The organism is Pseudoalteromonas sp. MM1 (assembly GCF_030296835.1).
Lineage (GTDB): Bacteria > Pseudomonadota > Gammaproteobacteria > Enterobacterales > Alteromonadaceae > Pseudoalteromonas.
This window is the reverse complement of the sequence record NZ_AP027922.1, coordinates 1,151,585-1,173,609: the sequence shown is the minus strand read 5'-3', so window position 1 is coordinate 1,173,609 and position 22,025 is coordinate 1,151,585. Positions and strand designations below refer to the sequence as shown.

At 40.9% G+C, this 22,025-nt stretch carries 20 protein-coding genes; 12 read left to right on the top strand and 8 right to left on the bottom strand.

Annotation, left to right across the window (positions count from 1 at the left end; genetic code table 11):
- Positions 1 to 16: 16 nt before the first annotated feature.
- Complete coding sequence (locus tag QUE46_RS05315; RefSeq protein WP_286246525.1) at positions 17 to 2,275, top strand: EAL domain-containing protein; 2,259 nt, start codon at positions 17 to 19, stop codon at positions 2,273 to 2,275.
- A 124-nt stretch (positions 2,276 to 2,399) separates the two neighbouring features.
- Here the strand turns inward: QUE46_RS05315 and yeiP are convergent, their stop codons facing one another.
- The gene (gene yeiP / locus QUE46_RS05310) at positions 2,400 to 2,972 is read right to left on the bottom strand and encodes an elongation factor P-like protein YeiP (protein WP_286246524.1); all 573 of its coding nucleotides are present in this window, start codon (positions 2,970 to 2,972) and stop codon (positions 2,400 to 2,402) included.
- 194 nt (positions 2,973 to 3,166) lie between these two features.
- Here yeiP and QUE46_RS05305 point away from each other — a divergent pair, with 194 nt between their 5' ends.
- The gene (locus QUE46_RS05305; RefSeq protein WP_286246523.1) at positions 3,167 to 3,553 is read left to right on the top strand and encodes an MmcQ/YjbR family DNA-binding protein; all 387 of its coding nucleotides are present in this window, start codon (positions 3,167 to 3,169) and stop codon (positions 3,551 to 3,553) included.
- A gap of 37 nt (positions 3,554 to 3,590) precedes the next feature.
- On the opposite strand, the gene QUE46_RS05300 is transcribed toward QUE46_RS05305, so the two are convergent.
- The 3 genes from QUE46_RS05300 to fadI form a co-directional block, all read right to left on the bottom strand.
- Positions 3,591 to 4,100, bottom strand: a complete 510-nt coding sequence (locus QUE46_RS05300) for a GNAT family N-acetyltransferase (RefSeq protein WP_286246522.1) — start codon at positions 4,098 to 4,100, stop codon at positions 3,591 to 3,593.
- Between the two features lie 108 nt (positions 4,101 to 4,208).
- On the bottom strand, positions 4,209 to 6,431 hold the full coding sequence (gene fadJ / locus QUE46_RS05295; protein ID WP_286246521.1) for a fatty acid oxidation complex subunit alpha FadJ: 2,223 nt from the start codon (positions 6,429 to 6,431) through the stop codon (positions 4,209 to 4,211).
- The gene (gene fadI / locus QUE46_RS05290; RefSeq protein WP_286246520.1) at positions 6,431 to 7,741 is read right to left on the bottom strand and encodes an acetyl-CoA C-acyltransferase FadI; all 1,311 of its coding nucleotides are present in this window, start codon (positions 7,739 to 7,741) and stop codon (positions 6,431 to 6,433) included. Before fadI ends, fadJ begins: the two co-directional genes overlap by 1 nt.
- A 329-nt stretch (positions 7,742 to 8,070) precedes the next feature.
- Here fadI and QUE46_RS05285 point away from each other — a divergent pair, with 329 nt between their 5' ends.
- From QUE46_RS05285 to QUE46_RS05245, 9 genes are all read left to right on the top strand, one after another.
- Positions 8,071 to 9,027: a MoxR family ATPase gene (locus QUE46_RS05285; RefSeq protein ID WP_286246519.1), complete on the top strand. Its 957-nt coding sequence runs from the start codon at positions 8,071 to 8,073 to the stop codon at positions 9,025 to 9,027.
- 3 nt (positions 9,028 to 9,030) lie between these two features.
- Positions 9,031 to 9,975 (top strand): DUF58 domain-containing protein, encoded by a 945-nt coding sequence (locus QUE46_RS05280; RefSeq protein ID WP_286246518.1) that lies wholly within the window; start codon positions 9,031 to 9,033, stop codon positions 9,973 to 9,975.
- A 2-nt stretch (positions 9,976 to 9,977) separates the two neighbouring features.
- The gene (locus QUE46_RS05275) at positions 9,978 to 10,412 is read left to right on the top strand and encodes a DUF4381 domain-containing protein (RefSeq protein WP_286246517.1); all 435 of its coding nucleotides are present in this window, start codon (positions 9,978 to 9,980) and stop codon (positions 10,410 to 10,412) included.
- Positions 10,405 to 11,391, top strand: a complete 987-nt coding sequence (locus QUE46_RS05270) for a VWA domain-containing protein (RefSeq protein ID WP_286246516.1) — start codon at positions 10,405 to 10,407, stop codon at positions 11,389 to 11,391. Before QUE46_RS05275 ends, QUE46_RS05270 begins: the two co-directional genes overlap by 8 nt.
- Positions 11,391 to 13,292, top strand: coding sequence for a VWA domain-containing protein (locus QUE46_RS05265; protein WP_286246515.1), 1,902 nt, complete (start codon positions 11,391 to 11,393; stop codon positions 13,290 to 13,292). The genes QUE46_RS05270 and QUE46_RS05265 overlap by 1 nt, the downstream gene beginning before the upstream one ends.
- Complete coding sequence (locus tag QUE46_RS05260; RefSeq protein ID WP_286246514.1) at positions 13,286 to 14,950, top strand: BatD family protein; 1,665 nt, start codon at positions 13,286 to 13,288, stop codon at positions 14,948 to 14,950. The genes QUE46_RS05265 and QUE46_RS05260 overlap by 7 nt, the downstream gene beginning before the upstream one ends.
- Positions 14,951 to 15,014: 64 nt before the next feature.
- Complete coding sequence (locus tag QUE46_RS05255) at positions 15,015 to 15,572, top strand: sigma-70 family RNA polymerase sigma factor (RefSeq protein ID WP_104643071.1); 558 nt, start codon at positions 15,015 to 15,017, stop codon at positions 15,570 to 15,572.
- Entirely contained in the window at positions 15,572 to 16,324 is a 753-nt protein-coding gene (locus tag QUE46_RS05250; RefSeq protein ID WP_286246512.1) for a DUF3379 family protein, read from the top strand. Before QUE46_RS05255 ends, QUE46_RS05250 begins: the two co-directional genes overlap by 1 nt.
- 163 nt (positions 16,325 to 16,487) lie before the next feature.
- Positions 16,488 to 17,333 carry a Tim44 domain-containing protein gene (locus QUE46_RS05245; RefSeq protein WP_286246511.1) on the top strand — a complete coding sequence of 282 codons (846 nt, stop codon included), beginning with the start codon at positions 16,488 to 16,490 and terminating at the stop codon, positions 17,331 to 17,333.
- Positions 17,334 to 17,614: 281 nt separating this feature from the next.
- On the opposite strand, the gene QUE46_RS05240 is transcribed toward QUE46_RS05245, so the two are convergent.
- The 4 genes from QUE46_RS05240 to QUE46_RS05225 form a co-directional block, all read right to left on the bottom strand.
- Positions 17,615 to 18,805 (bottom strand): amino acid aminotransferase, encoded by a 1,191-nt coding sequence (locus tag QUE46_RS05240; RefSeq protein ID WP_286246510.1) that lies wholly within the window; start codon positions 18,803 to 18,805, stop codon positions 17,615 to 17,617.
- 80 nt (positions 18,806 to 18,885) lie between these two features.
- Positions 18,886 to 19,545, bottom strand: a complete 660-nt coding sequence (locus QUE46_RS05235; protein ID WP_286246509.1) for a GAF domain-containing protein — start codon at positions 19,543 to 19,545, stop codon at positions 18,886 to 18,888.
- Between the two features lie 56 nt (positions 19,546 to 19,601).
- Positions 19,602 to 21,251, bottom strand: a complete 1,650-nt coding sequence (locus tag QUE46_RS05230; RefSeq protein ID WP_286246508.1) for a SpoIIE family protein phosphatase — start codon at positions 21,249 to 21,251, stop codon at positions 19,602 to 19,604.
- Entirely contained in the window at positions 21,251 to 21,556 is a 306-nt protein-coding gene (locus tag QUE46_RS05225) for an STAS domain-containing protein (RefSeq protein WP_004587319.1), read from the bottom strand. Before QUE46_RS05225 ends, QUE46_RS05230 begins: the two co-directional genes overlap by 1 nt.
- Positions 21,557 to 21,685: 129 nt before the next feature.
- Here QUE46_RS05225 and QUE46_RS05220 point away from each other — a divergent pair, with 129 nt between their 5' ends.
- Positions 21,686 to 22,015: a stress response translation initiation inhibitor YciH gene (locus tag QUE46_RS05220; RefSeq protein ID WP_286246507.1), complete on the top strand. Its 330-nt coding sequence runs from the start codon at positions 21,686 to 21,688 to the stop codon at positions 22,013 to 22,015.
- Positions 22,016 to 22,025: the final 10 nt, after the last annotated feature.

Sequence of the window (22,025 nt, the reverse complement as noted above, 5' to 3'; positions counted from 1 at the left end):
AGTAGTAATAAAATAAATGATAAAAATAACAACAATAAAATGTGGTTTGTACTGGTTGTTGCTAAGCCTAGCACCCGCAGCAGTTGCCTTTGAACACGCCTTTAATATAAATACCAACACCGTTTTAATTTTTGCCAGTGCCCTACTTGCGCTGGCTTTGCCATACCTATTATTCGTAATTTATAAATTAAAGCGCTCTCGACTACAGCACAGCCTCTCAGAAAAGCGCTTAAAAAGCACGGTTGAAGGCAGTGGCGATACGCTTTGGGATTGGAATATAAAAACAGGCGAAGTTATTCGCATTAACGATAAATACATGATGGATTCAACAACGTTAATGGGGTTTCCGCCAAATAAAAGCTTAATTCACCCACACGATATTGCTTCAGTAGAGCATTTGCTAAAAAAACACTTCGCTCAAAAGTCAGCTTTTTTTGAAGCCACTTACCGCATTAAAGACACCTTTGGCCACTGGCATTGGGTGTTAGACCGCGGAAAAATAATAGAAAAAGATGCAAACTTAGCACCACTGAGAATGACCGGCACAGTACGCGATATCTCAGTGTTAAAGTCAACAGAAGAGCGCCTCAATTTATTTGCTAAGTGCGTAGAATCACTCACTGATGCACTTGCTATATACGATAAAAACTTCAACTTAGTTGATATAAATCCCAGCTTTTTAATCCTTTTTGGTGGCGTTAGAGAGCAATATCTCAAAAAGCCTTTTAACTTACCTGGTTATGATAAAAGCTATATTGAAAACATTAAAAATATAGTGCGAGAGCGCGAGCGAATTCAACAAGAGGTAAAACTGCGCAATAGTGAGCGAGTGTTACTGCCAATAGAAATTTCGATTGATGAAATAAAAAACGATCAGCACCAAATAACAAACTATGTAGTTGTTTATTCAGATTTAACCGAACGTAAAAATGCACAATCGCAACTGCATAATTTATCAAATAGAGACCGTACTACCAGCTTACCTAACAGAAATTTATTTTTTACCGACCTACAAAAGCTGGTAAAACAAAATACCCACCATGCCCTTTTGGTATTTGATTTAGATAACTTTAAAAAGATTAATGATTCATTAGGCCACCAGCTAGGCGACAGCCTATTAGCAAAATTGGCTATGCGATTAAATAAATTAACCCGTGAGAATGATGTTTTTTACCGCTTAGGCGGTGATGAATTTGCCTTAGTTATGGCAGATACTAATGATATTCATGTTATTACTCGCATGGCAAAGCAATTTTTAGCTGCAATTGCGACCCCATTTAAAATGGCAGGCCACGAGCTTGCGATTACCTCAAGCGTAGGCATAGTGTTATTCCCTGAAGATGGCAGTACGCCAGAGCTGTTATTAAAAAACGCTGATACCGCAATGTATCATGCTAAAAAGAAAGGTAATAGTTACCTGTTTTTTAACGACACTATGAACCGCCAAGCGGTTAAACGCTTACAAATAGAAAACTTAATGCGCTTTGGTCTAAAAGAAAACCACTTTGAAGTGTATTATCAGCCTAAAATGAATATTCGTACCGGTAAACTTACCGGAATGGAAGCATTAGTGCGCTTTATAACCCCTAAAAAGGGCGTTATTAGCCCCGGTGTATTTATTCCTATTGCAGAGGAAACCGGGCAAATAATAGAAATTGGTGAAGTGGTTTTAAACAAAGCGTGTCGCGATGTAAAACAATGGCTAGACGATGGTCTATTCAGCGGCCGCGTAGCCGTTAACTTGTCGGCTAAGCAGTTTAGCTTGCCAGATTTAACGACCCGTATTGACGTGATATTGCAAAAAAACGAGCTACCTTCTTACTTTTTAGAGCTGGAAATTACCGAAGGCACGGTAATGGACGACCCACAAGAAGCCATTGCAATTATGCGCTCGCTAAGTGCCCGTGGTATTCATTTAGCCATGGACGATTTTGGTACAGGTTATTCATCTTTAGCGTACTTAAAACAATTTCCGCTGAATACCTTAAAAGTAGACAAAGCATTTATTGATGACATGAAAACCGAACGTGGCCGCAACATGGTTGACTCTATCGTAACGATTGCGCAAAACCTCGATTTACATGTGGTTGCTGAGGGTGTGGAGCAAGCAAGCCAAATTGACATACTTAAAACGCTAAATTGTGAAACTGTGCAAGGCTACTTCTATTCAAAACCACTTTCTAAAGATGAATTTACTGCGTTTTTGAAACAGCAACAAAGCAACTCTACACCAAGCCTTATTAGCGCTAACAAGCACTTTGCAAAAATAAGCTAGTCTAAATTACATAATGTCGCTGTAATTACCCCCTTAGACTTTATGGGAGCTAGGCATGCACTATGCTGTTGGGGGTTGCGTATTATAAGGCTGGTATAACGCCAACCTTATAATACCTTAAAGTTTACTTCTCGGCGCGGCCCATAAATTTGTGCTCAACTGTATTAATACGGATACGGTCACCCGTAGAAATATGCTCAGGTACAGAAATAGTTAAACCCGTTGTTAAACGTGCAGGCTTAGAGCGTGCACTTGCAGAAGCGCCTTTGATTGATGGGTCTGTTTCTTCAACAACCAGCTCTACGCTTGATGGCAAATCTAAACCTACAGGTGCTCCATCAATCACAATAACGTGTACGCCTTGCGTTTCTTCGTTAACGAATTGAATTTCTTCTGCAATCACCTCTTTGTTTAAGTTGTAAGGCGTGTAGTCTTCATTATCCATAAACACGTATTCATCGCCATCAATGTACGAAAGCATTGCTTCACGGCGGGTTAAATCAGCTAGGGTTAGCATGTCGCTGTCTTTGAATGTTTCGTCTACCTTTGCGCCTGTTACTACATCGTATAAACGCATACGGTACAAACTGCCGCCTGCACGGCCTTGTGGTACTGAACGTACAATATCTTTAACTACCAACACACGGTTATTAAACTCAATCGCGGTTCCTTTTTTAACGTCACTCGCCTTTGGCATGGGGTTTTCCTATTATTTTTTTGATTGCCAGAAACATACCACGAACTGGGTATTGTTCAACTAAAAATACGCTACTTTTGCGCCTACACCTTGTATTAACTTGCAAATTTTTAATTTAAATTTAAAAAGCTATAATCAAAACATAAAAAAACTGCTATTGTATTTCTACCGAGTATGACTTCAAGGATTGGATCATGGACCAAAACACAGTACATGAGTATTTAGTAAAGAAGCCCTTGGTGCAAGTGACTAAGCCATTTGCTCAAGAGGTTGATGTTTATAAAGTAAATCATAAAATGTTTGCCACCCTTGCCTTAGGTAATGATGGAGACGTTAATGATGATGGAGATCCTATTTGGTGGCTTAATTTAAAGTGTGATCCTGATGAGGCACTTGAATTAAGAGATACTTTCCCCGCGGTGATCCCTGGCTATCATATGAACAAGCGGCTTTGGAATACGGTTATTTTAGATGGCTCTATTCCACAAGGCGAGATTGAAAGAATGATCGATAATTCTTTCAAATTAGTGGTTGAAAATATGCCAGAAAAAGACCGTAAAGCTATTGAAGCACATCTATAAAACCCACCTTCATGGGCTAGCTTGCTAGCCCTATTTGCTACAATTTTAATGTGTATATCAAATCATCATAACGTGTATTGTTAATAGTATGCGCTTGCGTATTAATACCAGTTAACGTTAATCCACACTTTTGTAGAACCTTTTCAGACCCTATATTCCCCTTTGTAACCACGGCTTTAAACTGTGTAATACCGCATTGTTGCCACGCCCACTCAATCACGGCACGCAATGATTCACTGGCAAAGCCTTGATTAAAATAGGCGGGTAAAAACAAATAGCCCAGCTCAGCTTGCTCTAATTCGTACGTAAACCCCGTAACACCCATGGGCTCATTTGAATGCTTATTAAATACCACAAGGCAAAGTGGGTGAGTTGAAGTGCTATCCCAGTTTTTTAAACGTTGTTCAAAGCGGCTGCGTACAAACGCTTCACTTGGCATATCGTAGCAATAACGGATCACGGTTGAATTTTGATGTAACTGCAAAAATAATGGCCAATCACTGCTTTGAAGTGGGCGCATTGCCAATCGTGCTGTAAACAACTGCATAATGATTTACCTCTTACCTGCTTATAGTTACGCTAACATACTTTGTATATACGCAGCTAGCAGGCATGAAAAAACCGCATATAAATGCGGTTTTTACAAAAGAAGCTATTAAGAGTCTTGTTTTGGCGACTCTGCTACGCTTTCTTCATTTTGCTTATCAGAAGATTCAGCCTGTATTACTTGCTCTTCGATTATCGCAGTGCTTGGCTCATCAATGGCTGTTTGCACATTGTAAAATGTAGCGCCTGAGTTTGCCATTGCGACTAACGTATCGCACGGAGCAAAGTTCGCATTGCTGTTTGCTAAGGTAGACATGTCAGAGCTTACTTTACTTGCGCCAAGTTTATCCATGTAGCTAAACGGTCCACCTAAAAATGGTGGGAAGCCAATGCCAAATATAGCGCCAATGTCGCCATCACGTGGGCTTGCAATAATGCCATCGTCTAAACAACGTACGGCTTCATTAAGCATTTGAGATACACAACGCTTAGCAATTTCGCTTTTATTTAAACGCGGAGCAGGTGTCACACCTAATAGCTCATACACTGACTCGTCAACTTTTTTGCTCTTTTTATCGTACTCATAAAAACCACGACCCGTTTTACGGCCTAGGCGTTTTGAATCAATCATACGAGAAAATGCATCTGGCGCTTTAAATCGCTCACCTAGTTCTTTTTCAAGAATTGGGGCAATTTTAGAGCCTATATCAATCCCTACTTCGTCAAGTAAAGCAAGTGGCCCCACAGGGAAACCAAATTCTACAAGCGCTGCATCTATTTTTTCAATTGGCTCACCGGCAAGCATTAAATTAGCCGCTTCATTTACATAAGGTGCTAAAATACGGTTTACGTAAAAACCAGCCATGTCTTTTACCACTATTGGCGTTTTACCTTGCTTGCGAGCAAAGTTAACTACGCGCGCAATAGTCTCTTGTGAAGTCCCTTCGTGTGGAATAATTTCCACTAGTGGCATTTTTTCAACTGGCGAGAAGTAGTGTAAGCCAATCACGTTTTCTGGACGTTGCGCCTGTGCTGCTATTTGTGAAATAGGCAGTGATGACGTGTTACTAGCAAAAATAGTATTGCTTTGACATTGCTGCTCTATATCAGCAACCATACCTTGCTTTAAGGCTAGGTCTTCAAATACAGCTTCTACTACTAAATCAATGTGTTTAAAGCCACTGTAGTCAGTTGTACCGGTAATACGGTTCATGGTTAACTGCATCTCAGCTTTAGACATAATACGGCGCTTAAGGCGCTTATCTAAAATTTTGTAGGTGTAGTTCATGGCATTACTAATGCCCTGCTCTGCTACATCTTTAATACGCACAGGTACTTTAGCTTTTACTGCGCTTACATGCGCAATACCAGCACCCATTAAGCCACCACCTAAAACGGCTGTTTTACTAATAGCCGGCGCATCGTCGTTGCGCCACTCTTTTTTCATTTCAGTGGTTGCAAAGAAAATACTACGAAGCGCTTTAGATTCATCACTCATTACAAGTGTTGCAAAACCTTCAGCCTCTGTTTTGTATGCTTTTAATTTATCAAGCTCTACGCTTGCACGCACAGCCTTGATAATTGCAAGCGGTGCAGGGTAATGTCCGCCTGTTTTTTTAAGTACGTTTTCTTTCGCCTTTTTAAAGATAAAGTTACGGCCAAACGGGTTTGACTCTAATAACTTGCTTACTTTATCTAGCTTGGGCTCTTTATCTTGTGGCTTTTTCTTAGCTGCAAATTCTTTAGCGACTTTTAACAATACACTTTGTGGCACAACGTCGTCTAATACGCCCGCTTTTTTAGCTTGCTTAGGACGAATTTGCTTACCTGTTAGCATCCATTCGAGTGCTTTTTGAATGCCTACAATTTTAGTTAAACGTTGCGTACCGCCGCCACCTGGCAATAAACCAAGTTGTACTTCAGGAAGGCCTACTTTAGTAATATCGCTATCTGTGCCTACGCGGTAATCACAGGCTAAAGCAAACTCTAAACCACCACCAAGCGCCGCACCATGTATTGCACTTACAGTTGTATAAGGTAGTTTTTTCATATCAAAAAAGGCTTGATGACAAAGCTCACTGATTGCTAAAGCATCTTCACGCTTTTGCACGCTATCAAGCATTTTTACATCAGCGCCCGCGATAAAGTTATCGCTTTTACCACTTATAAATACCATACCCTTTACTGACTCTTGTTTTGCTTCTTCAAGTAAAGCTTTTAAGTCATCAGCGAATGAGTCGCGCAGGGTGTTCATTTTTTCACCCGGCACATCAATGGTTACGACGGCAATTTTGTTTTCATCTACCGTTAAATTAAATACTGAATCTGTCATTACGCGCTCTCCAATACAAAGGCTGCACCTAAACCACCAGCAGCACACGCTGTTGTTAATGCTAAACCGCCACCACGACGTTTAAGCTCGTGTAAGCTTTGCGTAATTAAGCGAGCACCTGTTGCAGCAAATGGGTGACCATATGCTAAAGAGCCGCCGTTAACGTTAAACTTATCCATGTTAATTTCGCCAATTGCTTTGCTACGACCAAGTTTTTCTTGCGCAAACTTATCTGATGCAAACATTTTCATGTTAGCCAGCGCTTGTGCTGCAAATGCTTCGTGCATTTCAATTAAATCTAAATCAGCAAGCGTAATACCTGCCCTATCAAGTGCGATAGGCGTTGAATGTGCAGGGCCCATTAGCATATCTTGTTCTACACCAATTGCCGAAAACGCAAAGCTGCGTACATAACCTAAAATTTCGTAGCCTAGTGCTTTTGCTTTGCTTTCGCTCATCATCAGTACCGCTGCTGCACCATCGGTCAATGGTGTCGCATTTGCCGCGGTAACTGAGCCATGTTGGCGATCAAATACCGGTTTAAGCTTAGCGTAGCCTTCAACGGTAGAGTTTTTACGAATGTTATTATCTTCTTCAATAAAGCTTTTGTATGGCGGTAAGTGCGCTGTCATTACTTCGTCTTTTAACTTGCCATCGGCCCATGCTTGGGTTGCAAGTGAATGCGAGCGATGGGCAAGTGCATCTTGATCTTCACGGCTTATGTTATGTGTTTTAGCCATTTGCTCAGCAGTTTGCCCCATTGAAAGGCCTGTTGAGTATTCAGCAACCGCAGGCGGTACTGGTAATAGATCTTTTAAACGCAGTTTTGAAAAAATTTGTAAACGCTGGCCTAATGTACGTGCTTTGTTTAAATCAACTAAGCTGCCTGCCAATTTTTTACTTACACCAATAGGTAACACTGAAGATGAGTCGGCGCCACCGGCAATACCTACATTTACAGAGCCTGCCATAATAGACTCAGCTACATTAGCAATGGCCTGAAAGCTGGTAGCACAAGCGCGCGATACAGAATACGCGTCTACACCAACTGGCATACCCGTACCCAATACAATTTCACGTGCAATATTTGGCGCTTCTGGCATTTGCACTACTTGACCAAATACAAGTTGATCGATTTCTGACTTGTCGAAATTTAATCGTTCAAGCATTTCGTTAACCACCAGCTTACCCATATCAAGGGCTGGTACATGGTGAAACGCTGTTGCTTGTTTTGCAAAAGGTGTACGCAAGCCGCTAACGATGGCAATACGGTCGCCCTTTGGTGTTTTTAGTATGTTTTGCTCAGACATTTATGCTCTCCCGCTGACAGGTCTGACCTGTTTGTTTTCCTCGATTCTAAACAACCCGTGTGCTAAAGCCAATAGATAAACACAAATTTATACAAAAGCACTAAAGGTATATATACACATAGTGCTTAATATCGACTACCACAATAGGCTTTTTTGCGCGTTTTTACAAAGTTTTGTGGTACGCTAAAAACCGTTAAAAAATAACGAACTATTTTTAAAAATACAGTCTAACTCTTGAGTTACTCACTTATAAACCTTATAACTAGGTCAGTATTAATCACCTAAAATAAATTAGGTACAAACCAAGCTGACGAGGAAGTCTATTTATTATGGCAGCTAACGCATTCAAACAATTAAAAACGTACTTAGATACACAAATTATTGGCCAGCCAGAGCTTACTCAAGCACTCCTTATTGCCATTTTAGCTGATGGCCATTTATTGGTAGAAGGCCCGCCTGGGCTTGCAAAAACGCGTGCTGTAAATGCGCTCGCTAAAGGGATTGAAGGCTCGTTTCAGCGCGTACAATTTACGCCTGATTTATTACCTGCCGATGTAACCGGTACCGATATTTACCGCCAACAAACTAGCGAATTTGTGTTTGAAAAAGGCCCACTTTTTCATAACCTTATTTTAGCCGACGAAATTAACCGTGCCCCAGCAAAGGTACAATCAGCGCTACTAGAAGCCATGGCGGAGCGCCAGGTAACGGTTGGTAAAAACACCTACCCGCTGAGCGATTTATTTATGGTAATGGCAACTCAAAACCCGCTTGAGCAAGAAGGGACTTACCCACTACCAGAGGCACAGCTTGACCGCTTTTTATTACATTTAAGCATTGATTACCCAGGTGCAGAGCACGAGCTAGATATACTGCGGTTAACCCGTGGTGAAGCGCTTAATGAACACCAAGCGGTAATGCAGCAAATCCCCCAAAGCGACTTATTTGCCGCTCGCCAAGCTATTTTAGGGTTGTATTTAGCCGAGCCGCTTGAGCAATATTTAGTACAGCTTATTATTGCCACTCGTGAAGGCGCTAAATTTGATGAACAACTTGGTCGTTGGATTGAGTTTGGCGCAAGCCCACGTGCCACCATTGCACTGGATAAATGTGCCCGTGCTCACGCTTGGTTACATGGTCGCGATTTTGTCGCTCCTGATGACATTCAAGCCGTTGTACACAATGTACTGCGCCACCGTATTATTTTAAGCTACGAAGCACAGGCCGATGGCATTACTAAAGATCTGGTAATAAGCCGAATTGTTGAACTTGTAGCCGTACCTTAAGTTATGCAAAAACAATTAGACCCTCAGGCGTGGCTTAAAGAAAGCCACAGCCACGGTGTAAATTTAGCGCTAAAAGAGCTGATGTATTACAAAGCCAAAGCGCAGTTACTCGAGCTTGCACCAAAAGTTAAAATTAAAAACAGTTTAACAGGGCAATACCTTGCGCCACACAAAGGCCGAGGCATGGAGTTTGCCGAAGTACGCCATTACCAGCAAGGCGATGATATTCGCTCTATTGACTGGCGAGTAACAGCGCGTACCGGTGAAACCCATACAAAGCTTTTTCAAGAAGAAAAAGAGCGCCCTGTTTTTGTATTTACTGATTTTTCAAACTCTATGCTATTTGGTTCAAAGTTGCTGCTTAAGTCGGTACAGGCTGCGCACATTAGTGCGCTAGTTGCGTGGTCAGCGTGTCAACGCGGGGATAGAATTGGTGGCATTGTGTTTAACCAGCACTCGCATTTAGAGCTAAAACCCAGCGCACGCGAAAAAGCCGTTCTTAAACTTTGCCATAACCTATGCGACAACCACCAGCAAGCACTTAACAATATAGACAAACAAGCCTCTAACAACTTTAGCGATAATTTAAAACGCCTTAACCACTTAGCTAAACCTGGCAGCTTAGTGTATTTAGTCTCTGACTTTAATGCCTTAGATGATGCAAGCTTTAAGCAATTAGAAATTTTAAGCCGCCACTGCGAATTAATAGGCTGTCATATAAGTGATCCGTTTGAGCATCAGCTCCCTGCGTTTAAAAACACTGTCACTGTTAATGCCAACGGCCAAGATTTTGCGTTGCCGCTTATGGATAACAGTTTTAGAGAACGCTTTGCAAAAAATGCCGAACTCTCATTTAGCACGCGTCTAAATCGCTTAACTAAATCAGGCCTTAATTTAATATCATTCAATGCAGCCAGCCCACTTGAACTGCAATTAGTGAGAAAATAACCATGCAACCCAATCCACTCGACGGCCTGCACGACATAATAGCACCAAGCCAAGTAAGTTGGTGGCCACTCGCCCCTGCTTGGTGGGTTATTATTACGGTCCTATTTATAGCAATCTGCGCAGCTGCTTTTTGGTTTTACAAAAATTATAATTTTAAAAAGCCCAAGCGCTACGCAATCGATTTAAGCCACAAAGAGCAAAGCGCGCAAACGCTTCATATTATTTTAAAGCGCTTAGTAATAGAGTATTACGATAAACGCCTAGCTGCACAATCTACAACTAATTGGTGCAATACGCTTAATGCGTTAACCGGCTTAAGCTTTAGCGAACAAGAAATACTCAGCCTTTATAATGCCGAACACACCAATGACGCGCTTAACGAAAAATTACGCCTAGGCATAAAGCAATTTAAGCTAAAGGAGCCAGTGCATGTTTGAATTTAGCTGGCCATGGTTGTTTTTATTACTACCTCTGCCTTTATTACTTTTATTATTAAAACCGGCTGCAACTAGCGCACAAACACGCCTTCGTATCCCTAGCTTTGCCAAACACAACTTAACCATGCACAACCTTGAACAAGGCGCACGCAAGTTAAGTGCTTTTGAATGGGTTTTATGGTTATTACTGGTGACAGCGGCTGCAAATCCAACATGGTTAGATGAGCCTATTTCATTACCTAATGAAGGGCGCGATATCATGCTTGCGGTTGATTTATCTGGCTCAATGACCGAACAAGACATGGCCTACAACGGCCAATATGTTGACCGTCTCACTATGGTAAAAGCCGTATTGAGTGACTTTATAGAGCAGCGCCAAGGCGACAGGTTAGGCCTGATATTATTTGGCGACACCGCATTTTTACAAACGCCACTGACTCGCGATGTTAAAACCGTAAGTAAAATGCTCAGCGAGTCTCAAATAGGCTTAGTTGGGCGTGCCACGGCTATTGGCGATGCGCTAGGCTTATCGGTAAAACGTTTTGCTAATAAAGATAAAAGTAACCGTATTGTAGTGCTATTAACCGATGGCCAAAACACCGCAGGTAATTTAAAACCTGAAGATGCCCTACTCCTTGCCCGTGAAGAAGGCATAAAAGTATATACCATAGGTGTTGGCTCAGATAACCCCCGCGGCTTTAGCCTATTTAATATGGGTGGTATGAGTGGGGGCAGCTTAGATGAAAGCTTGTTAAAAGACATTGCTAATCAAACTGGTGGGTTATATTTTAGAGCCAAAGATGTAGCGGGCCTTCAGCAAATTTACGCTGAGCTTGATAAGTTAGAGCCAATTAGCGCAGATGAGCAAACATTTCGCCCGCAAAGCTCATTGTTTTATTACCCACTGCTTATTGCTATTTTACTCATTAGTTTAAAAATAATGTTAAGCACCTTACGTGCATTAAAGGAGCCTAACTAATGGATTTCGAATTTATTCGCCCTGCTGTTTTGTGGCTTTTAATACCAGCACTTGCATTGTTTTTTATAGCCTTTATTAAGCATAAAAAACAAAGTGCAGATAATCTAATAGCCCCTCATTTGGCGCAATTTATTATGAGCGAGTCAAACACTAAAGCCAGCCAACCACTTTGGCTGGTCGCTGTATTTTGCTGTTTAGCGATTATTTTTAGTGCGGGCCCTAGCTTTGAAGAAAAACAGGTCCCTGTATTTCAAAGTAAAAGTGCTCGGGTGATTGTAATGGATATGTCGTACTCAATGTACAGTACCGATATAGTACCAAACCGTTTAATGCAATCGCGCTTTAAAGCTCTCGATATGATTGAGCTGTTTAAAGAAGGCGACACGGCTTTAGTTGCCTATGCTGGAAGTGCCTATATCATTTCGCCACTCACAAACGATGCCACTACACTTAGCAACTTAATTCCGAGTTTAAGCCCCGACATTATGCCTGATAAAGGCTCGAATGTTTTAGCTGGCCTTGATATGGCAAAGGAACTTTTAACGCAAGCAGGCTATATTGATGGCGATATCATATTAGTTACCGATGGCATAGACCAAGAAGAGCAAAGCGATATTACTAGCTTTACCAGTAACGCCCCTTATCGGCTAAATATTTATGGCGTAGGCACAGAGCAAGGCGCGCCAATTAAATTACCTGAAGGCGGTTTTTTAAAAGACAGCTACGGTCAAATAGTCATTCCCACCATTAACATAAGCCGCTTAAAAAGCCTAGCGACCCGCAGTGGAGGAAAATTTGCCCTTTACCAACCAAGCAGCAGTGACATAGCCACTTTTGCACCAAGTGCCAATACTGAGTTATTAAAAGATGAAAAACAAAGCCATGTCCTGTGGCGTATAGACGCAGGTATTTATGGGTTACTTATTTTGCTGCCCCTAGGCCTTTATTTATTTAGAAGTGCAGCATTTGTAGGAGCCTTTTTAGTACTCAGCGTTTTGCCAACCCAGCAGGCAAGTGCATTAGAGCTCCCCTCCTTTTTTAAAAATACTGATCAGCAAGCGCTTGATGCTTATAAAAATAAAGACTTTGAGCAGGCCGCCAATGCCGACTCAAGCAGTTTAAAAGGGGCCGCGTTGTACCAACAAGGTAATTTTGATGCCGCACGAGAAGCCTTTAGTAAAGATAAATCAGCCGCTGGTTTTTATAACTATGCCAACGCGCTTGCCAAATCAGGACAGCTTGAACAAGCCATAGATGCTTATAAACAAGCACAAACGCTACAACCTAACTTTAGTGAAGCCGCTGATAACCAAGCTTTGGTTGAGCAATTGCTCGAGCAACAACAGCAACAGCAAGAAGGGGATTCGCAAGACAACCAGCAGCAATCTGATCAAAATGAGCAGCAAAACAATCAGCAACCTGACCAAAGCCAACAAGGTGAAAATAGCGATTCTCAATCAGAGCAAAGTAAAGGCGAGCAATCGCAAGATCAGCAAGGTGAACCAAGTGATGAGTCTAACACTGAGCAAGACCAACAAAGTGCTGACTCAGGTTCACAATCAGATAAACAAAACGAGCCAGAACTACAAACTCAGCCAGAGGCTAATCAAGAGCAAAAACAGCCTGAGCAAACAAACGAAGAACAGGCTCAAAATGCTCAGCCACAAGCAGCGCAGCAGCAAACGTTAACAGATGAGCAGAAGCAAAACGCCGAGCAACAAGCCGCGCAAGCACAAACCCGTGAGCTCACCAACGAAGAGAAAGAAAAAGCGCAGCAGCTTAACCAGTTATTAAGAAAAGTACCGGACGACCCGGCAATTTTATTACGGAATAAAATGCAATTAGAAGCCCAAAAAAGACAATATCAACGTCGCCCTACAGGAGTAGAAAAATCATGGTAATGCGATTATTTTGCTGTTTATTGCTATTAAGTGCGATGCCATCATGGGCCGCCACCAAATTAGAAGCAAGTGTAGATAAAAACCCAGTACTTGCTGGCGAATTTTTTATGCTTAACATTTCAGTTGACGACACAATAAAAAGTGAGCAACCCGACACCTCGGTGTTACTCAAAGACTTTGTCGTTGGCCCAACAAGTTTAAGTACGCGCACCAATATTATAAATGGCAGTATTAATAAGCAAACAACCTGGTCTGTTAAGTTAATGACCCGTAATGAGGGCGAATACACCATTCCAGCCTTTACCGTGGCCGGTTTAAGCTCACAACCAATTAAGTTAAAAGTAGCTAAGCGTGCAGCCGATGCAGACAAAAATAACGATATATTTTTAAAAACTGAGCTATCTAACAACTCGTTATTTGTTCAAGAAGCCGGTGTTTACACTATAAAGCTTTACCTTGCTAAAGAGTTACTTGATGGCAGCTTAAGCACGCCAAGTATGGAGGATGCACAGCTTACACAACTTGGTAAGCAAACAGAAAGTTATGAACTGGTTGATGGTAAGCGCTATTTAGTCATCACCCGAGAGTATTTACTACAACCGCAAAAAAGTGGTGTATACACCATTGTTGGCCCTACTTTTCAAGGACGAGTACAGCAAAACTATCGCCAATTAGAAGTGTCGGCTTTAGGGGATGATCAGCAACTTGAAATAAAACCTATTCCGGCAAATTATAAAGGCGCATGGCTACCAAGTGAGTTAGTTAATATTGATGAGCAATGGCAACCTGAAGAAAACACTGTAGAAGTTGGTACCCCTATCACCCGTACAATTACACTAACCGCCCTAGGTGTAACTAAAGAGCAGCTGCCAGAAATCAACATGAATACCATTGAGGGTATTCGTAGTTACCCAGATGATGTTGAAACTAATAACGCCGTTAGAAATGGCCGCGTAGTATCTCAGCAAACTGCGTCGTTTGCTTTATTACCGCAAAAAGCGGGCACCTATACATTGCCTGAAATAACCGTACCTTGGTATAACACCAAAATGCAGCGCATCAGCTATGCAACTTTGCCTAAACGTACAATAACCGTAACAGGCGGTGCGCAGGCAAATACCCAGCCTTTAGCAAATACTAATTCGGCTGCGCCTAATGAACCTAATTTACAACCTGCTACAGCTGATAATTTAGCTGCATCAACTCCCCCCTTTCAACCTGCACAAGATAAAACACCGCTGTGGTTAGTTATTGTTGCAGTACTTGGTTATATTTTATGGATTATTACTGCAATTTTTTATTGGTTAAGCCGTTCTACTAAAAATGAGCCAAAAAATACCAGTGTATCGGTAAATAAAGCCCAACCGCTTTCATTAAGCGCGCTTAAAAATGCAGCTAAAACAAATAATCTCAATGCATTTTATAACGAACTAAATGAGGTGGCGATTAAGCTTACGGGCAAAAAAGTGGCAGCAATAAACACGTTAATACACAACATCAATAATGATGAACTGGCGGCACAGGTTAACCGTTTACAATCAGCTCTTTATGCTAATAGCAGTGCAAGTATCGATCTTAATGCTATTATTAACATGATTGAGCAGCACCAAGCTCAACGTACAAAGTCGCAACAAGCTGTATTAAAAGACCTTTATTAATAAACTTGATAAGTTCAGGTCTTTACATGCATTAAATGATAAATTTTAACTAAAAAAAGTAATTATGCTTGGAAAGAAAAAATTAAATAATCAGGTCTTAGTTGATATGGCAGAGAAACAAAAGCGCTATGAAGCCTTGGTCCATGTATATAATAAGGAGCTTTATCGCTTTGCTTATTGGTTATGCCGTGACCCACACATAGCTGATGATTTAGTACAAGAAACGTTTTTACGTGCTTGGCGCTCGCTCGACTCTTTATTGGATCAAAAAGCAGCCAAGCCTTGGCTTCTCACTATTTTGCGTAGAGAAAATGCTCGTCGCTTTGAGCGGAAGCAATTTGACTACAGCGATGTAGAAAACGATACACTTGTCGATGAAACCAGTCATTCGTTAGATGATGAAATGGAGCAGACAGTTATCCAGCGCCAAATTGCGCTGTTATCTGACGAATACAGAGAACCTTTACTTCTACAAGTTGTTATGGGGTGCTCTGGGGAAGAAATAGCTGAAATTCTCGATTTAAATAAAAACACGGTTATGACCCGTTTATACCGTGCCAGAAACCAACTTAAAGAGGCTTTAAGCCGTGATGATGAACAACTTAAAGGGGCATCAAAATAATGGATGAACTTGAGTTTCGTCGACGCACTATTGCGCAGCCAAACGATTTAGAAAAGGAGCTTTTAGAGTTTGCACAACAGAGCTCTGAGAGACAAAACTTTATAAATGATATGAAAGACTTTGATAAACAAATTCAAGAGGCGTTAGATGTGCCTGTGCCTGAAAACCTTGCTGAGCGTATTCTTTTAAACACCTCGTTAAAAGAAAAAGCGATGCAAGAAGAGCAAGCAACTGGGGGTAACGTTGTAGATGCACGCTCACGCTTTAAATTGGACCGTGTTCACTTGGCATTAGCCGCGTCTTTTTTTGTAGCTATTGGTGCATTCTTTTTTAGTACAGAGCAGCACATTGCCCATGAAGCCGGCGAACATGCCTTAACCCATGTTTACCATGAAATTAACGCCCTTGAAAAAACCAGTGCTATTAGCCTACAAAGCGTTAACGATAAGCTTGCATTGCTAGGCGCTCACATAGAAGAGCTACCAGGTAAGATTACTTATGCAATGTTTTGCGACTTTAAAGGTGAAAAAGGTCTGCACTTAATTTTTGAGTCGGACTTTGGCCCAATGACGGTCTTTATTGTTCCTTCTGAGAATAAGTCATTTGGGTTTGGCGAAGATGATTTTCATGATTCTCGCTTTGCAGGTCATATTAATCGAGGCGAAAAAGCCGATACTATTTTAGTGGCTAATACCGGCGCGCCGATTAATGTATACAACGAGCGTGTTACCAATGCTATTCGTTGGCTATAACCTCGATGTGATTATAAAAGCGCTGATATAAGCGCTTTTTTTGTGCCTATAAATAACTATCGCTGCTTACTTATCACTCGCTCACGTTGATTTTAAAAGTAATTTATTAAGTTCTACAGCAAAGTAAATTATAATTCCTGCTCGATTTAAATTAAGGAATTTCATGAAGAACTTCATCGTTATATTTTCATTACTAGCACTACTTTGTACTGCCAGTTTTGATGTACATGCACGTAAAAAATTTGGTAGTAGCAAACGCGGTAAAACCCCAACAACTCAACAAACCGCACAAAAGCAAAAAGCTGACACGACAACACAAGCCCCGGCTACAAAAGCTAAGTCGAACAAAAAAGGCATAATGGCGGGTGTACTAGGTGGACTTTTAGCCGGTGGATTAATTGCAGCAATGTTAGGTGATAATTTTGAAGGGTTTCAGCTATTGGAAATGATTTTATTAGCTGGAGTTGCGTTTATTATATTTAAGCTTGTTATGGGCTTTATACGCGCTAAACAACCCCCGCAACTTGCTGGTAATACTATGGGGCAAAATGCGTTTAAACACGCTCCACCTGAGCAGCCGCTTAATAATGGTTTTGCTCAGCAAAGCGCAAACGCAGAACAGGTGCCTTATAACTTACCACCCAATTTTGACGTAAATGGCTTTTTACAAGGTGCGCGTAGCCATTACCATACGCTACAAGTTGCATGGAACAATGCTGATTATACAACGATGGCTGAATACCTAAGCCCAGAGTTAGCACAAGAATTTAAAGCAGAACGCGAAGCGATTGAAAGTGTAGACACTGAAGTGATGTTTATAGATGCCGAGCTAGTACGCGCCGATATAACAGCGAGTGCTTGGCAAGTAAGTGTTCGCTTTAAAGGTAAGTACCGTGATTTAGGTGACAAAAAAGAAGAGCCAATTTTAGAAATTTGGCACCTTGAGCGCTCAACATCAAATGATGCGCCATGGCTGATTGTTGGTGTTGAAGATTTAATTGAAAGCTAAACTCATTTTAATACCAATCCGCATCATTAAGTGATCTATTTTGAGGATGGAAAAGCGTGTTGATAGCAAGGCAAAAAATTCGCTATTTAGTTGTTCTCGGCAATTGCGCCTGCATTGCTCTACTTTCTGCATCCATGCAGTCGTAAATAAGAATTTTTTAACGCAAATAGCGACACACTTAACCCCTAAAAATGATTAAGTATTATTGCGAATTGGTATAAATTACAAAAAAACCGCACAACCTTTAGGTTAGTGCGGTTTTTTGCTATTTAGCAGATGATTTATTTACAAACGTCAGCTACAGCGTTTGCAAAGTATTCAATATTTGTATCACTAATACCGGCTACGTTAACACGACTAGAACCAACAATATAAATACCGTACTCTTTTTGAAGGCGAGCAATTTGCTCTTTATTAATGCCTAAGAAAGAAAACATACCATGTTGGCGCTCGATAAATGAGAAGTCTTGTGCAATATCTTTTGCAGCTAAGCTTTCTTTAATTAGGCTACGCAGTCCATTAATACGGTTACGCATTTCATCAAGCTCACTGTGCCACATTTGTGTAAGCTCTGTGCTGCTTAAAATAGTGTTTACAATGTCGGCGCCGTGCGCTGGCGGCATAGAGTAAATGCTGCGTACAACACTTAATAATACTGAGTTAGAAATATCGGCTGTAGTAGCGTCTTTTGCAATAATTGAACACGCACCAATACGCTCACGGTATAAGCCAAAGTTTTTAGAACATGATGAACAAATAATTAGCTCTTCTACTGCATCAGCCAAAATACGTAAACCGCGCGCATCTTCTTCAAGTGATGAGCCAAAACCTTGGTATGCAATATCAATAAGTGGTGTAAAGCCAACTTCTTTTGCAAGCTGAGCAACTGTGTTCCATTGTGTCTCGTTTAAGTCCATACCACTTGGGTTATGACAACACGCATGAAGTAGCACAATGTCCCCTTTTGGTACTTTCTTAAGGGTATTGATCATGTCGTCAAACAATAAATCTTTGTTTTCGTAGTCGTAGTACGGGTATTCTTTAACGTTTAAGCCCGCAGCTTCAAACAAACTTATGTGGTTTGCCCATGTTGGCGTAGTTACCCACACCGTTGCATCTTTATTGCAGCGCTTAACAAATTCAGCCGCAACGCGAAGTGCACCTGTACCACCTGGTGCTTGTGCAGTACGTACGCGGTTAGCTAAAAGTGCTTGGTGCTCACCTAGTAATAGGTTTTCCATTTTTTGACAGTAGTCTAAGTTACCCGCTAAACCAATGTAAGATTTGCTTGTTTCGTTTTCTAAACGAAATGCTTCAGCTTTTTTAACCGCTTTTAATACCGGTGTGTTGCCTTGCTCATCTTTATAGACACCTACACCTAAATCAATTTTGTTAGGGTTTGTATCTTGTTTATAGGCTGCCATAAGGCCAAGAATAGGATCTGTTGGTAATGGTTTTAATTCTGAGAACATTAGCTATCTCTTATCATTAATTAGGGGTTGGCTGTTGTAGTAAGCTTAACATAAAAGCTTACCTTCTTGGCTAGTGATATTTACACTAGAAAGTGAGGAATTTTAATGCAGCACGCAACTAATACAGCCAGTGTACGGCTATCAAAAAAGTCGTTACTAAATGCCTCTGCATCTATAATACCGACGCATTCATGTTGCTCATTAAATAAGGGTAAACAGGTTTCAGCTTTCACTTTAGGATCGCACGTATAATACTCGCCACCTTGTGCTAAATAGTTTTCTACGTTGTTAATTACACGTCCGCGCTTAGACAACGCAACTTGAACATTATTACTGCCTGCTGCAAATGCTTCAGTAAGGGGAAAAAGTGGCCGGCTTGGCGCACCTTGATACGCCAGCTTTAATAATTGCGGGCCTTGAGCTGTGTCAACAGCTTGATAAATACCATACCAATCGACTTGTGTTTGCTGCTGTATGTAATTAACTATATTTTGCAGGTTTGCTAGTTTTTGCTCGTTTTGTGAAGTCGCGCTCACGTGATCAGTAAGTTTAAATGGCTCATCTTGTAAATAACCAAACAAACTACATGCACCGCCTTCACCGAGTTCAGGAATTTGATACTCCCAACGTACAGACGGCAACGCGCTCTGAGCAATATACTGTTCTAGCTGCTCTAGCTCTTTGGCAATTAATTGTGGGTCTATATTTAATTGCGCAATATCAAGGTAAGAAGAAATCATTTGGCCATCCATACATCTAAAATTTTTTAGATAATAACATGGAAATTTTTTTTGAGCTATAGCAACTTATAACACAGTTCAACTTGGTTACCACTTGCGTTATACGTGACTTTTTCTGCTACTTCTTCGAGTAACGATAAGCCGCGTCCAAACTCTGCGTTGAGTTCGGTACGTTTCGAAGAGTCACTTGAAAACCCCCTACCCGAGTCACAAATAATAAAGTACAAGCACAAGGTATCTGGGCAATAACGCATATCAATAATAATCATCGCCTCTTTCATTTTGCTCAGTGCTTGCTCTCTTAATTCATAGTATTTAAAAAAGCCATCGTCTTGTTTTTTTATGTCTGAATCAAGACCTAACACACCGTGGTCAAGTGCATTGTTATACGCCTCTGATAGCAATAAAAATATATTTGAGCGATGCGACCTAAGCCCCTCAACACTGCTTAATACATTAACAACATCATAAACAGGGTCTGTACATTTAATTTGCTGCGCGTTCAAGCTAAGTGAAAAGTTAAACGCTAAATTAGAATACGCCTCTTTGGCCTCAGGCTCTGGGATTAGCGGCAAACAATTAAGCAGCACTAAGCTTAAGTCGTCTAATTGCTCGCTACCATTGGCAAAGGTATTTACATTATCTATAACACGCTGACTGCTGATCATCGGCTTGCTTTTAAGTGCTGCTAAAAAGCGTTGCTCCCCATAAAAAATATCGGCGTCGTTGTTAGTTTCTATTATGCCGTCAGTTGAAAGCACTAAGCGGGTGTTTTTATCAACTTCTAAATTAATTAGCTCATATTCAAATTCATCACTGTCTAAAATCCCCAGCGCCATATGTTGCGATTCAAGCGTTTGCTTTACTTCACCATCGGTATTTATTAAGTACGCATCGGGTAAGCCACCAAGCCAGGCTGAAATACTTTTACCCGAGGCACTGAGCTCAATAATAGTCGCCGCGCAAAACATGTGCTCTGGCAGTAAATTATGCAGCAATATATTAATTTCTGAGGCAATATCGTTAACAGCCATCCCTTTTTGCACCATAGTGTAAAATACCCGTGATGCTGGTAATGCACCTATAGCGGCCGCTAATCCATGCCCGGTAAAATCACCCAACATGCAATATAAATTGCCTATTGGGCTTTGCGCGACTAAAAACATGTCGCCGTTAAACATAGAGGCAGGAGACAGGCTAAAGTCTAAATGATCTTTGAATTTATCTTGGTTTTCGAGCGAGTTATTGAAAATGTGCTCAATTATTTCGTGCTCGCGCTCTATTTGATTGCGATGATACTCAAGTAAAGTGTTTTGCTGATGGGCTTTTTTACTTAATTCGCGCGTCCGGCTATGTGCTTTTATTTTTGCGTTTAAAATTACTTTTTCAAACGGCTTTTGAATAAAGTCATCCCCGCCTACTTCTAAACAACGCTCAAAACTGCTTTGATCTTCAAGCGAGGTAATAAAAATAATGGGTAAATAAACGTCATTGTACCGCTGCTTAATCAGCTGTGCAGCTTCAAAGCCATCCATTACCGGCATAAGTACATCAAGTAAAACAATATCAATCGCTTCTTTTTCTAACACCTCGAGTGCTTCTAGGCCGTTAAAGGCAATTGATATTTTATAGTTTTCTTCAAGCAGCATTTTTTCGAGTAGGATGCGATTAAGCGCCTGATCGTCAACAATAAGTACGTGGGTCATTAGTTAATATCAAACTTCTTATCAAAACGTGATATTTGCAGTATTTTTTTAAGCTGAGGCTGACAATTACTGATCTCTATTGTTTGTACCTGGCTTTCAATGGTTTTTTTCATGTTAAGCAACATACCAAGTGCAGAGCTATCCATGTAGTCGGTCTCTCTTAAATCGATAATCACTTTATTTGTTTTAGGCTCAATTTGCGCATAGGCTTGGCGAAATGATTGCACTAAATTAAAGTCGAATTTGCCTTTAATTTGTATCGTTAAAGTACTTTCATCAACCGATAAACTCTTTGTTAAACTCATTATAAACTCCAATAATATTTCCTTTGACCTAAATATAACCTGTTAAAAGTATTTAGCAAAAATAAAAACACTCGCCAGCAAATTTGTTATTATTTACTGCATCAATAAAAACGTTTATTTAGGTAAATTATGAGTGATAACCGCTTAGTATATTCAACCGATATGGGCCGAATTAGCCAGCCAAAGGATGAGCAAGAACCCTCCGCAAAACTATTTAAAGATGGCTTTATCCGCATAGAGCGCCAAACTAAGGGGCGAAAAGGTAAAGGGGTCATGTTGGTTGTGGGGATCGATCCAAAAGCGCACGATCTAAAAAAGCTAGCTAAAACTATAAAAAGTAAAATGGGCCAAGGTGGCGCTGTAAAAGAGGGCGTTATTGAAGTTCAAGGCGATGATCGCGAAAAATTAAAAGGGATTTTAGAAACCCTTAAATTTAAAGTAAAAATTGCGGGTGGTTAAACCCGCACTC

Excerpts from the sequence above, each read along its gene's own strand:
- QUE46_RS05315 (WP_286246525.1), top strand. The coding sequence starts at position 17 with ATGATAAAAATAACAACAATAAAATGTGGTTTGTACTGGTTGTTGCTA.
- yeiP (WP_286246524.1), bottom strand. The coding sequence starts at position 2,972 with ATGCCAAAGGCGAGTGACGTTAAAAAAGGAACCGCGATTGAGTTTAAT.
- QUE46_RS05305 (WP_286246523.1), top strand. The coding sequence starts at position 3,167 with ATGGACCAAAACACAGTACATGAGTATTTAGTAAAGAAGCCCTTGGTG.
- QUE46_RS05300 (WP_286246522.1), bottom strand. The coding sequence starts at position 4,100 with ATGCAGTTGTTTACAGCACGATTGGCAATGCGCCCACTTCAAAGCAGT.
- fadJ (WP_286246521.1), bottom strand. The coding sequence starts at position 6,431 with ATGACAGATTCAGTATTTAATTTAACGGTAGATGAAAACAAAATTGCC.
- fadI (WP_286246520.1), bottom strand. The coding sequence starts at position 7,741 with ATGTCTGAGCAAAACATACTAAAAACACCAAAGGGCGACCGTATTGCC.
- QUE46_RS05285 (WP_286246519.1), top strand. The coding sequence starts at position 8,071 with ATGGCAGCTAACGCATTCAAACAATTAAAAACGTACTTAGATACACAA.
- QUE46_RS05280 (WP_286246518.1), top strand. The coding sequence starts at position 9,031 with ATGCAAAAACAATTAGACCCTCAGGCGTGGCTTAAAGAAAGCCACAGC.
- QUE46_RS05275 (WP_286246517.1), top strand. The coding sequence starts at position 9,978 with ATGCAACCCAATCCACTCGACGGCCTGCACGACATAATAGCACCAAGC.
- QUE46_RS05270 (WP_286246516.1), top strand. The coding sequence starts at position 10,405 with ATGTTTGAATTTAGCTGGCCATGGTTGTTTTTATTACTACCTCTGCCT.
- QUE46_RS05265 (WP_286246515.1), top strand. The coding sequence starts at position 11,391 with ATGGATTTCGAATTTATTCGCCCTGCTGTTTTGTGGCTTTTAATACCA.
- QUE46_RS05260 (WP_286246514.1), top strand. The coding sequence starts at position 13,286 with ATGGTAATGCGATTATTTTGCTGTTTATTGCTATTAAGTGCGATGCCA.
- QUE46_RS05255 (WP_104643071.1), top strand. The coding sequence starts at position 15,015 with ATGCTTGGAAAGAAAAAATTAAATAATCAGGTCTTAGTTGATATGGCA.
- QUE46_RS05250 (WP_286246512.1), top strand. The coding sequence starts at position 15,572 with ATGGATGAACTTGAGTTTCGTCGACGCACTATTGCGCAGCCAAACGAT.
- QUE46_RS05245 (WP_286246511.1), top strand. The coding sequence starts at position 16,488 with ATGAAGAACTTCATCGTTATATTTTCATTACTAGCACTACTTTGTACT.
- QUE46_RS05240 (WP_286246510.1), bottom strand. The coding sequence starts at position 18,805 with ATGTTCTCAGAATTAAAACCATTACCAACAGATCCTATTCTTGGCCTT.
- QUE46_RS05235 (WP_286246509.1), bottom strand. The coding sequence starts at position 19,545 with ATGATTTCTTCTTACCTTGATATTGCGCAATTAAATATAGACCCACAA.
- QUE46_RS05230 (WP_286246508.1), bottom strand. The coding sequence starts at position 21,251 with ATGACCCACGTACTTATTGTTGACGATCAGGCGCTTAATCGCATCCTA.
- QUE46_RS05225 (WP_004587319.1), bottom strand. The coding sequence starts at position 21,556 with ATGAGTTTAACAAAGAGTTTATCGGTTGATGAAAGTACTTTAACGATA.
- QUE46_RS05220 (WP_286246507.1), top strand. The coding sequence starts at position 21,686 with ATGAGTGATAACCGCTTAGTATATTCAACCGATATGGGCCGAATTAGC.